This window comes from uncultured Sphingomonas sp., from assembly GCF_964243315.1.
In the GTDB taxonomy this organism is placed as follows: Bacteria; Pseudomonadota; Alphaproteobacteria; order Sphingomonadales; family Sphingomonadaceae; genus Sphingomonas.
In genome coordinates this window covers 73,906-84,033 of the sequence record NZ_CAXTEM010000009.1, presented here as the reverse complement: position 1 = coordinate 84,033, position 10,128 = coordinate 73,906, and the positions used below count along the sequence as shown (strand labels likewise).

Annotated in this window: 6 protein-coding genes, 1 tRNA gene and 1 pseudogene; 5 read left to right on the top strand and 3 right to left on the bottom strand. The window is 66.8% G+C overall.

Annotated elements, in window-relative coordinates:
* Positions 1–253: pseudogene (locus ACFE77_RS05100) on the bottom strand (S9 family peptidase); the annotation flags it as partial.
* Between the two features lie 532 nt (positions 254–785).
* On the opposite strand from ACFE77_RS05100, the gene ACFE77_RS05095 reads away from it, so the two are divergent.
* Positions 786–2,588 (top strand): aminopeptidase P family protein, encoded by a 1,803-nt coding sequence (locus tag ACFE77_RS05095; protein WP_375420543.1) that lies wholly within the window; start codon positions 786–788, stop codon positions 2,586–2,588.
* Here the strand turns inward: ACFE77_RS05095 and ACFE77_RS05090 are convergent.
* Complete coding sequence (locus tag ACFE77_RS05090) at positions 2,585–2,710, bottom strand: hypothetical protein (RefSeq protein ID WP_375420542.1); 126 nt, start codon at positions 2,708–2,710, stop codon at positions 2,585–2,587. The genes ACFE77_RS05095 and ACFE77_RS05090 overlap by 4 nt on opposite strands.
* An 85-nt stretch (positions 2,711–2,795) precedes the next feature.
* Between ACFE77_RS05090 and ACFE77_RS05085 the strand changes: the two genes are divergently transcribed.
* The 4 genes from ACFE77_RS05085 (at position 2,796) to ACFE77_RS05070 (ending at position 7,452) form a co-directional block, all read left to right on the top strand.
* Positions 2,796–2,870 (top strand) — tRNA-Thr (locus ACFE77_RS05085).
* Between the two features lie 268 nt (positions 2,871–3,138).
* Complete coding sequence (locus ACFE77_RS05080) at positions 3,139–5,328, top strand: TonB-dependent receptor (RefSeq protein ID WP_375420541.1); 2,190 nt, start codon at positions 3,139–3,141, stop codon at positions 5,326–5,328.
* A gap of 1 nt (position 5,329) precedes the next feature.
* Positions 5,330–6,394: a PepSY-associated TM helix domain-containing protein gene (locus ACFE77_RS05075; RefSeq protein WP_375420540.1), complete on the top strand. Its 1,065-nt coding sequence runs from the start codon at positions 5,330–5,332 to the stop codon at positions 6,392–6,394.
* Between the two features lie 80 nt (positions 6,395–6,474).
* Entirely contained in the window at positions 6,475–7,452 is a 978-nt protein-coding gene (locus ACFE77_RS05070) for an SDR family oxidoreductase (RefSeq protein WP_375420539.1), read from the top strand.
* Between the two features lie 25 nt (positions 7,453–7,477).
* Here ACFE77_RS05070 and ACFE77_RS05065 read toward each other — a convergent pair whose 3' ends face one another.
* Positions 7,478–9,952 carry a TonB-dependent receptor plug domain-containing protein gene (locus tag ACFE77_RS05065; protein WP_375420538.1) on the bottom strand — a complete coding sequence of 825 codons (2,475 nt, stop codon included), beginning with the start codon at positions 9,950–9,952 and terminating at the stop codon, positions 7,478–7,480.
* Positions 9,953–10,128: the final 176 nt, after the last annotated feature.

Here is a 10,128-nt window from a genome sequence, read left to right as displayed (position 1 = left end):
GCGGCACCGAGGATTCGTCCTCCTTGATCCGCGCCTTCATCTCTTCGTACAGCCGGTCGACCAGCGGCTTGTGCGGCGCCATCACGCCTTCGAAATACGCGTTCTCGGCCTCGAGATAGGCGAGCACGTCGGGGTCGGTGACCTCGGGATAGGACGGATCCTTCAGCCACGCCCAGGGATCATCGATGGTGGTGCCGTGCACCATAAACTGATGGGGCCGCTGCTCGGCGATCGGTGGCGTCGATTGAGTCATCGCCGACCCATAGCCGAGCGCCGGACCAAGTCGAAGGCAGAAGGCGTTCCTCGCGCACGTCGGCTAAGCCACCCGGCACCTCTCATCGACCCGCACTTCCCACCACCCCCACACTTCCCACCACCCCGGCGAAGGCCGGGGCCCAGGTGGGAGACGATCATGACGACGAACAGCCCCCCGTTACATCCACCTTCCCAACTGGGCCCCGGCCTCCGCCGGGGTGGTAGAAGTGGTTCGACCCATAATGTGTCCCCGCGAAGGCGGGGACCCAGTACTGGGCTCCCGCCTTCGCGGGAGCACAATCGACGCGAGCGCCCGCGCCGACACTCGCCACCTCCAACACTGTCCTACACCGACCGACCCTGTCACCCTCCCGCCATGTCGACGACCCTCAAGGCTCCGCATGCCCCACCGACCATCCCCGCACCCCCGCGCGCCTGCGTATAGGTGCGACTCTTGTGACTTTTCTCTAGCCAACCGACCCGCCCATCCGCCAACCCTTCCATCGCCCGCCCAACCGGAAACCCTGCCGATGTCACCATATTCCGCTCGCCTCGCCGCCCTTCGCGATCACCTCGCGCGCAGCGGCCTCGACGGCTTCGTCGTCCCGCTCACCGACGAACACATGTCCGAATATGTCGGCAGCTATGCCCAGCGCCTCGCCTGGCTCACCGGTTTCCAGGGCTCGGCCGGCACCGCAATCGTCCTCGCGGACCAGGCCGCGATCTTCACCGACGGGCGCTACACGCTCCAGGTGCGCGAGCAGGTTTCGCCGGACGAGTGGCAGTACGTCCAGGTCCCCGACGTCGATGTCGCCACCTGGCTTGCCGACAACGCCGCACCCGGCGCTCGGATCGCCTACGACCCCTGGCTACACACCCGCCTCTGGGTCGCCGACACCAGTGCCATCCTCGCGACCACCGGCGCGACGCTGGTGGCGGTCGATGCGAACCCGATCGACGCGGTCTGGCCCGATCGCCCGGCCCCATCGGATGCGCGCCTCACCGTGCAGCGCAACGACATCGCCGGCGCCTCCTCGGCCAGCAAGCGCGCCGACATCGGCGATTGGCTCGCGGCCAAGGGCGCCGACGCGGTGATCCTGTCCGCGCTCGATTCGATCGCCTGGACGCTCAACATCCGCGGCGGCGACGTCGATCACACACCCGTCGCGCTCGCCTATGCGATCGTCCACGCCAACGGTGAGACCGATCTGTTCGTTGCCGAGAACAAGATCGACGACGCGGTCCGCCAGCATCTCGGCAACGCGGTCCGCATCCATCCGCGCGACGCATTCGACTCAAGATTGGCAATATTCGCTGGTCGCCGCGTCGTCGCCGACCCCGAACGCGCGGTCGCCGCGATCTTCGATGCGCTCGATCGGGGCGGCGCAACGGTGCTCGCGCAGCGCGATCCGGTAGTACTCGCAAAGGCAATCAAGAACCCTGCCGAGATCGCCGGCCACCGCGCCGCATCGGCGCGCGACGGCGCCGCGCTGACCCGCTTCCTGCACTGGGTCGAAACCGAATGCCCCAAGGGCGGCCAGACCGAATTGTCCGCCGCCGCGCAGCTGCTCGCGTTCCGCGAAGCGACCGGCCTGCTGCTCGACACCAGCTTCGCGACCATCTCCGCGACCGGCGCGCACGGCGCCAGCCCGCATTACCACGTCACCGAAGCCTCCAACGCGCCGATCCTGCCAGGCCAGCTCTTCCTGATCGATTCCGGCGGCCAATATGCCGACGGCACCACCGACGTCACCCGCGTGATGCCGATCGGCGCGCCGACCGCCGAGATGCGCGACCGCTTCACCCGCGTGCTGAAGGGTCATATCGCAATCGCCACCGCGATCTTCCCCGACGGCACGATGGGCGGCCAGATCGACGCCTTTGCGCGGCGGCCGCTCTGGGAAGCGGGGCTCGACTACGGCCATGGCACCGGCCACGGCATCGGCGCCTATCTGTCGGTCCACGAAGGCCCGCAGCGGATCGCCCAGCCCAACTACCCCGGCGGCGCCGCGCTCGAACCGCTCCGCGCCGGCATGATGCTGTCCAACGAACCCGGCTATTATAAAACCGGCGAATACGGCATCCGCATCGAGAACCTCGTCCTGGTCGAACCGCGCGTCGTCCCCGGTGGCGACCCCGATCGCTCGATGCTCGGCTTCGAAACCCTGACCTTCGCCCCCATCGAGCGCACCCTGATCGACCCGGCGCTCCTGACCCCGCAAGAACGCGCCTGGCTCAATGCCTATCACGCCATGGTCGTCGAGGTGATCGCCCCGCAACTGGACGAGGAAGATCGCGCCTGGCTCACCGCCAAATGCGCGCCGCTATCCTAATCCTCGGGCACGACGGGCGGCGACGGCGCCTCGGGCCGCCCCCGAGCCTGAGCCTTGCGCCGCCGCAAATTCTCGCGGAGCGCCGCGGCAAGCCGCTCGGCCCGGTCATCCTTCCCCGTCATGCGCCGCTTCCTAAACCGTACCCCCCGTCCTTGACAATCCGCCCCACCTCGTCTCTAGGCCCCCTTCCGCCCACAAGGCGGAAGTGCTGCCGTAGCTCAGTGGTAGAGCGCATCCTTGGTAAGGCTGAGGTCGTGAGTTCAATCCTCACCGGCAGCACCATTCTCCCCCTGCTGATTGGTTCGTGACGATCCCCGCGGGGACGCGGTGTGCGGGCGCTGATGCCGAAGCGTCACTGACGGATGCCGTGACCGCGCCGCCATGAATGGCTGTCGGTAGGCGCAGATTGCGTATTCTGGCGAAGAACTAGCTAACAGCATGAGTGCTACAGCCCGTGAGACGATCTTGATGATCATACTCACGCGAAACGCTAATGCGAGTGAGTTGCAATTGATTCTGACCCCTGGTAGCAGCCGCCCGGGGGGAAATCATGATCCATCGTCCGAGCTTTCTGCTGTCATCCGTCGTACCGATGCTCTGCGCTGTCGCCGCGCCGGTCTTTGCACAGCCGCCAGGTCAGGCGCTTGCCGAAGTTGAGGAGTCGCAAGCCGTGGCGGACGAGGACATCGTCGTCACCGCCGCCCGCACGATCCTGCCGCCCAACGCGCTGCCCCTGACGATCGACCTGATCGACAAGGCAACGCTCGACCAGCAGATCGCGATTTCCGGGTCCGTGACCGACGCGGTGGCCAACCTGACGCCGTCCTTCTCGCCGACGCGCCAGAAATTGTCGGGCGCGGGGGAGACGTTGCGGGGACGGTCGCCGCTCTATGCGATCAATGGCATTCCGCAATCGACACCGTTGCGCGATGGCAGCCGCGACGGCTTCACCATCGACGGTTTCTTCGTCGATCGAGTAGAACTGATCTACGGCTCGAACGCGCTCCAGGGGATCGGCGGGACCGGGGGCATCGTCAACCAGGTCACGGTCGGCGCGCCGAGGACGGAGGGGTTCGGCGGGCGCTTCCTGCTGCAAGGCACCGCCGATGATGATTTCTCGGGCGACGGGATCGGCGGCAAGGCGGCGGGCCTGGTCCAGTATAAGGCTGGGCGCTTCGACGCCACGGCCGGCGCGGCTTATGAAAAGCGCGGTGTCTTCTATGACGGCGCCGGTCGTCGGGTCGGGCTCAACCTGACTCAGGGCGAGACGCAGCATTCCAAGACGCTCTCGCTGTTCGGCAGGATCGGCTTGGCGCTGACCGAGACGGCGCGGCTCGACCTGATCGCCAGCCATTTCGCGTTGGACGGGGAGGGCGGCTATGTCGCGCTCGCCGGCAATCGGTTGACTGGCGTCCCGACGATCGCGGTGCGCGGCACGCCGCCCGGTGATCCCGCGGCCAGCCGTACCGACAGCGTCGCCCTGTCGCTGACCGATCCCGCGCTGGCGGGCGGTAATCTGGTCGCTCAAATCTTCTTCAATCGCAGCCGGGATACCTTCGGCGGCGAGATCGCGCCGATCGCGGCCTTCCAGGACGTTCGCATTGCGCCGGTCGGGACCTTGTTCGACCAATCGCAGAACCGGTCTCGCAAGGTCGGCGGAAAGTTCAGCTACGAGCGCGGCGTGCCCGGGTTCGAGGCGCTGACCGCCACGGTCGGCTTCGACGTCCTTTACGACAAAACCGAACAGCGCCTGATCGCCACCGATCGCGTGTGGGTTCCACCGACCGATTTCCGCAGCCTCGCGCCGTTCGCCCAGGCCAATCTCGCATTGTTCGACAAGAAGGTCCGGCTCGCCGGCGGTATCCGGTCGGAAAACGTCAGGATCGGCGTCGACGATTATACGACGCTCGCGACCACCACGACGCCCCGGGGCGGTGTGCGCGTGTCGGGAGGGTCGCCCAAATTCTCCGACATCCTCTACAATGGCGGCGTCATCGTCGAACCCGTGCCCGGCATCCGCGCCTATGGCAGCTATGCGGAGGGGTTCACCGTACCCGATGTCGGCCGCATCACGCGCGCGATCGGCACCGCCAACGTCGACATCGACAGCTTCCTCGACATCAGCCCAATCGTCTCGAACAACCGCGAGATCGGCATCGAGGTGAAGCGCGGGCCGCTCGACGCCAGCACGACATACTTCTGGTCGTCGAGCGACAAGGGGCAACTGCTGATCGCCAGACCCGGCGGCATCTTCGACGTCCAGCGCCTGCGCGTCGAGATCCAGGGTGTCGAGATCAATCTCAGCGTGAAGACGCCGTTGCCCGGGTTGCGCGTGTCCGCCGGGTATGCGCATCTCGCGGGGCGCTATGACAGCAGCGCGGTTCCGGACGGCAAGGTCGACACCGATCTGGACGGCACCAACATCTCGCCCGACCGCCTCAACCTCGCCGCCAATTACGTCCGCGGGCGACTGTCGGCACGTGTCCAGACGCAATTCTACCTGGCGAGGACCTTCAAGGGGCTGATCCGCGATCCGCGCAACGATTTCGGCGGCTACACGCTGACCGACGCCAATGTCCGTTACGAAACCGGTTTGGGCGGGCTTAGCCTGAGCCTCCAGAATATGTTCGACAGGGACTATATCGACTATAGCAGCGATACCCGACTGCCGACCGACAATCTCAGCTACTTCAGCGGGCGCGGGCGCGTTTTTACGCTCGGCTGGGACAAGCGCTTCTAAGATGCGCCTGCTCGATCTGCTCCACCGCTGGACCGGGGGAATCATCGGGCTGGTGCTCGCGCTGCTGGGGCTGACCGGGGTCGTTCTGATCCACAAGAACGCGTGGATCGGCGTGCCGCATGCCGGCGATCCGCTGCTTCACGATCCGGGCGCGATCGCCACCGCGACCGAGCGATTGTTGGCGCAGTCGGGCAAAGCGCCCCAGGGCATCATCTATGCCAGCGACGGGTTCGGGCTGCACCAGCTCCGCTTCGCGGGCGGCGGCGGCGCCTATGCCAATCAGGCCGGCGCGATCGTCACCCGCTGGATCAGCCAACGGCAGCGGCCGGAGCTGTGGATCTTCGATCTCCATCATCACCTGTTCGCCGGCGATATTGGCGAGACCGTGATCGGCATCTCGGCACTATGCGCGATCTTCTTCATCGTTTCCGGCACAATTCTTTGGTGGCGCACCCGGCGTACGTTCAAGCCGCGGCTGCTCCCCAAGCGGATGAGCCGCCCCGCGATCCTGATGCACCACCGCGATCTCGGCATCATCACCGCGCCGCTGCTGCTCCTGTCGGCACTCACCGGCGCGATGATGATCTTCAAACCGGTCGCCGCGATCGTCGTCGCGCCCTTCTCGCCGCCGGCCGCGGTCGCCCGGGCGATGGCGCCGCCCAAGCTGATCAGCGGCCCGCTCGCCGAGCGTCCCGACTGGCGACGGATGCTCGCAGCCGCACAGGCGCGCTTCCCCGACGCCGAGGTCCGGATCCTGGCGCTGCCACGCAAGCCCGGCGACGCGATCACGCTGCGCATGAAGCGTGCCGCCGAATGGCTGCCCAATGGCCGCACGACGCTTTGGTTCGACGCCGCCGACGGTCGCCTGCTTGCCGCCCGCGACGCGCTGGCGATGCCCGCGGGTGCGCAGGTGTACAACGCGGCCTACCCGCTCCACGCCGCGAAGATCGGCGGGCTTGCCTACAGGCTATCGATGACCCTTTCGGGCGTGGCGATGGCGATGCTCGGCAGCTTCGCCGTCTGGACATTCTGGTTCAAGCGGCGGCGCAAGACGCTGCCTCGCTAGATGCCCTTCCGCGGAATCTCCTTGGAACGAGGTTCCGCAGCGTTCGTCCTGCTTCTACCAATTTCTTCGAGGCAGCGCACGTGGCAAGCAACGATACAGCAAAGCGGGTAGTCATCACCGGCGCCTCCAGCGGCATAGGGGCTGCGACCGCGATCGCGTTCGCGAGACGCGGCGCTCGACTGATGCTCGCCGCGCGCGGGCAGACGGGGCTCGACGACATCGCGCGGCTTTGCCGTGAGGCCGGCGGCGAAGCGCAGGTCCGGGTCGTCGACGTGAACGATGCCGCTTCGGTGGCGCAGCTCGCCGCAGAAGCGCGCGATTACCTCGGCGAGATCGACGTCTGGTTCAGCAATGTCGGTGTCGGGGTGGTCGGCAAGTACGAGGATGTGCCGATCGCCGATCATGTGCAGGTCGTCACGACGAATCTCATCGGCCATATGAACGACGCGCATGCGGTGTTGCCGATCTTCCTGGCGCAGGACCATGGCACCTTCATCAACATGATCTCGGTCGGCGGCTTCGTCGCGACGCCCTATGCCGCGGCCTATTCGGCCAGCAAATTCGGGCTTCGCGGCTTCAGCGAGGCCTTGCGTGGCGAGCTTTCCAAGCATCCGCGCATCTATGTCTGCGATGTCTACCCGACCTTCGTCGACACGCCCGGCATCGATCATGCCGCCAATTACACCGGCGCCAAGCTGTCGCTGCCGCCGGGAGCGCTCGCGCCGGAGACCGTGGCGAAGGCGGTCGTCCGGCTCGCGGATCACCCCCGCAACACCACTGCGGTCGGCGCTCCCGCGATCGCCCTGAAGCTCAATCAGTTCTTTACGCCCAATCTCGGCGCGGCGATGATGAACGGTTTCATGGACAGCTGGACCAGCAAGGCCGACCCCAGCAAGGACGGCAGTGGCGCACTGTTCGATCCTCCTGCCGCGCCCAGCGGCGTCGATGGCGGCCGACGACGCCCCGACCAGCGCCGCAAGGCCGCGGCGGCAGCAGGGGCCGGGGTTGCGGTCGCAGGACTGATCACGCTGGCCGCCATCTTGCGGCGGCGAAAATGATCCGACGCCCGCTAAGTAGGCCTGCCTACCAGTTCAGGCCGACTCGGGCGTAGAGATACCGGCCGTTGAACCCGAACGGCGAGTAGGATGGGTAGCCCAGCACACCGGTGGTGTTGTTCGCTGCGATCGTCCGATCGGGATAGACGTCGAAGAGATTGCTGACGCCGAGCCCGATCTGCGCTCCCTTCGGCGCGGCATAGCGTAGTTCGAGATCGGTGACCGCGTGCTTGCCGGTATGCACGTCGGCACTGGCGACCGTGCCGGGCTGGTTGACGTCGCCATAATAGGTGACCCGCGCCAGCGCGCCGAGCCGGTCGAGCGACCAGTCGATCGTGCCGGTTACCTTCGTGCCGGGCGTCCCGTCTTCGAGCGTCAGGATACGACTGCGCGCGAACAGCGTCGGCGCTGGGTTCAGCGCCGACGTCGTCACCGGGACACGGGTCACGTCGACATCGTTGACGTTGCCCGCGACCGTGAAGTCGAAATTGCCCGCGCTTGCCGCGGCGAGCCGGTAATGCGCGACCGCATCGATGCCCTTGGTCGTGGAGGCGAGCCCATTGAGGAAGAAGCGTGCCGCCGAGACGTTGAATGGCCCCAGCAGCCCCGCCACCGTCGGGCTGAAAGTCGCCGCGATGTTCTCCGACAGGCCGATCTGGTCACGGATGTGGATCCGGTACGCGTCGATGGTCAGGTCGAAGCCGCCCGCACGGATCACCGTCCCGACCGACAGGTTGGTCGATTTCTCGGGCTCGAGCGGCAGGCCGCCCAGCGCGGTCGCGACGCTGCTGACCGATGGAAAGGTGCCGGTCAGGATCGGAACGCCGTTGGTGACCACGGATGCGGTCTGGGTGAAGTATTGCTGTTGCAGCGACGGCGCGCGGAACCCGGTCGATGCGGTGCCGCGCAGGGCGAACCAGGGTGTGAAATCATAGCGCAGCGACGCCTTGCCGGTCGCGGTGCTGCCGAAATCGGAATAGTCTTCGGCGCGGCCGGCGAGCCCGACCAGCAGCGCGTCGGTCACTTGCGCCTCGAGATCGACGTAGATGCTGCCGTTGCGACGGCTCTGCTTGGTTTCGTTGGCGGGCGAGAAGCCGCCGAAGCCCTGCGCGCCCGGCGCCGCGGTGGTGTTCGCGGGAATGCCGGTCACCGTTCCGGCCGCCGGATAGCCATAGGAGGCGAGTTCGCCCGCCACGATCTCATAGCCCTCGCGCCGGCCTTCTATACCGAATGCGACGTTCAACGACTGGAAGACGTCGAACTTGCGCGAGACATCGAGACCCGCGACATATTGGTCGTAGATCGTCGCGCCGTCGTCGAAGTTGCGCGGGCTCGCCGTGCCGAAGGCGTAGTTGGCCGAATTCAGCGTGCGATAGTCGATCCTGTTGCGACCGTAGCTGAGCGACAGGTCGACGTTGAAGCCGCCGACCTCACCGCGCACGCCGACCGCCGAGTTGATGTCCTTCGACTTGGTGTTGATGATCGGCAGGAAGCCGTTCGGAAAGCCGGCGCGCGACAACAGCGCCAGCGCCGGTGCGGTCGCGCCGACCGCGGCGACCCGCGGGAACGCCGCGCTACGGCTGTCGCGATCCTGATACCCACCGAACGCATAGAGGCTCAGCGTGTCGGTCAGCGACGTGCCGGCATTTACGAAGCCGGTATATTGCTCGACAGCCGGGTCGCCATAGCGGCCGGTGACGCGATTGGGCGCGACTCGCGTGTCGATATCCGCACGGTTGGTCGGCCGGCGCTTGGTGTATTCGCCCGAGAGCGTGACGAACCCGTCGCTGCCGAAACCAATCCCCTGCCACGCCGATGCGGTGACGGCATGCTCGCCGGTCACGTCACGGCTGTTGTTCGCCGTGTCGACGTCGGTGTCGTAGAAGCCATAGGTGACTTGCGCGCCGCCGCCGGCGCGCGCCTCGCGCAGCCGCAGATTGACCACGCCCGCGATCGCGTCCGAACCATATTGCGCCGAGGCGCCGTCACGCAGCACTTCGATCCGATCGAGCGCGACCGTCGGCACGGTGTTGAGATCGACTGCCGCGGACCCGCGACCGACGCTGCCATTGGTGTTCACCAGCGAGGAGGTGTGGCCGCGAATTCCGTTGATCAGGACCAGTGTCTGATCGGGGGACAGTCCGCGCAGCGTGGCCGGCCGGATCGCGTCGGTGCCGTCGGTCGCCGACGGGCGCGGAAAGTCGATCGACGGCGCGATCGCCGCCAGCGCGGTGGCAAGCTCGGTCGTTCCCTGCCGCTGCAGGCTGACACCGCTCAACACGTCGACGGGCGACGCACTATCGAGCCGCGACCGGCCGACGGTGCGCGTGCCGGTGACGATGATGTCGTCCTGCTCCGCGTCGAGCGGCGCGGCTGCCGGATCCGCCGCAGAAGCAGAGGCAGACGCAGTTGGCGCGGGTGCGTCCTGCGCGGACGCGACTTGCGCCTGGGCAAGCGACGTCATCGAAACGGCGAGAGCCAACGCTGTGCGAAAGACGGTCATGTATCGGATTCCTATGGCGTTTCGCCCGGCGGCGATCGTGGGACCCCGGTCGCCCCGAAGGCGCGCCCGATCAACGAACAAAAACTTAACCCGACTGCGTTCTCGGCCATGTTCCCGCTCGGAGCGCCGAGCGCTCCCGAGCGAACCACGCACTAAGCGCATGAGGCTAGCAGGCG